A 431-nucleotide genomic window follows, 5' to 3' on the forward strand; every position below is an offset into this window, starting at 1 on the left:
ATCTGCTGCGCCGTCGCCACCCGAATCGCAGCACCCGGCGGGTCATACAACATCTCAACAAAAGCAATAGCGATCTGAATCGCCAAGAACGTGATCATCCACCGCATCAGACGCTTCTGATAATCAACCTCCAACGCCATGTCATCGAGATACTTCCCGGTGAACTCCAGCGTGTCAGCCGTCTGATACAACAACTTCGGCTCAGTCATAGCAAACGGAGCGGTCGCGTCATAGAACGCCCGCTCCGTCTGACCACTCAAATCATTCTGGATCGAACGCAACACCCGCTCGATCTGCGGAGCGAAAGTCCGCACCAAATGAGCATTCCGACGCACCGCCCCGCCCGCGGCCTTCATCTTGAACTCATTGGCCGCCGGATACTTCACACCGGTAATGGCCTCAAGAAGAAGCTTGGTGTCCGTGCTGTAGAT

General features: G+C 55.7%; 1 protein-coding gene. It reads right to left on the reverse strand.

Annotated features, from left to right (window positions below):
• Positions 1 to 431, reverse strand: a 431-nt coding sequence (locus tag QSK05_RS36065; protein ID WP_285601911.1) for a hypothetical protein, incomplete at both ends; no start/stop codon positions are given.

The organism is Kineosporia sp. NBRC 101731 (genome assembly GCF_030269305.1).
In the GTDB taxonomy this organism is placed as follows: domain Bacteria; phylum Actinomycetota; class Actinomycetes; order Actinomycetales; family Kineosporiaceae; genus Kineosporia.